Source organism: Cupriavidus sp. SIMBA_020 (assembly GCF_046535395.1).
Lineage (GTDB): Bacteria > Pseudomonadota > Gammaproteobacteria > Burkholderiales > Burkholderiaceae > Cupriavidus > Cupriavidus campinensis.
The window spans coordinates 1-233 of record NZ_JAWRWU010001744.1; the positions used below are offsets into that span (position 1 = coordinate 1).

Annotated in this window: 1 pseudogene; it reads left to right on the forward strand. The window is 66.5% G+C overall.

Annotated elements, in window-relative coordinates:
- A pseudogene (locus tag SB751_RS35595) lies at positions 1-233 on the forward strand (2-dehydropantoate 2-reductase); the annotation flags it as partial.

The window sequence follows — 233 nt, forward strand, 5'->3', positions numbered from 1 at the left end:
TGGGCCAAGTTACTGCTCAATCTGAACAACGCGATCAACGCGCTGGCGAACCGGCCGCTCAAGGAAGAACTGTCGCAGCGCGCGTACCGCTTGTGTCTCGCGATGGCGCAAAAGGAAGCGCTCGCGCTGCTCGGGCTGGCGGGCATCCGGCCGGCGAAGGTGACGCCGCTGCCCGCGACGTGGATTCCGCGTCTGCTGACGGTGTCCGATGCGTGGTTCGAACGCCTCGGCCG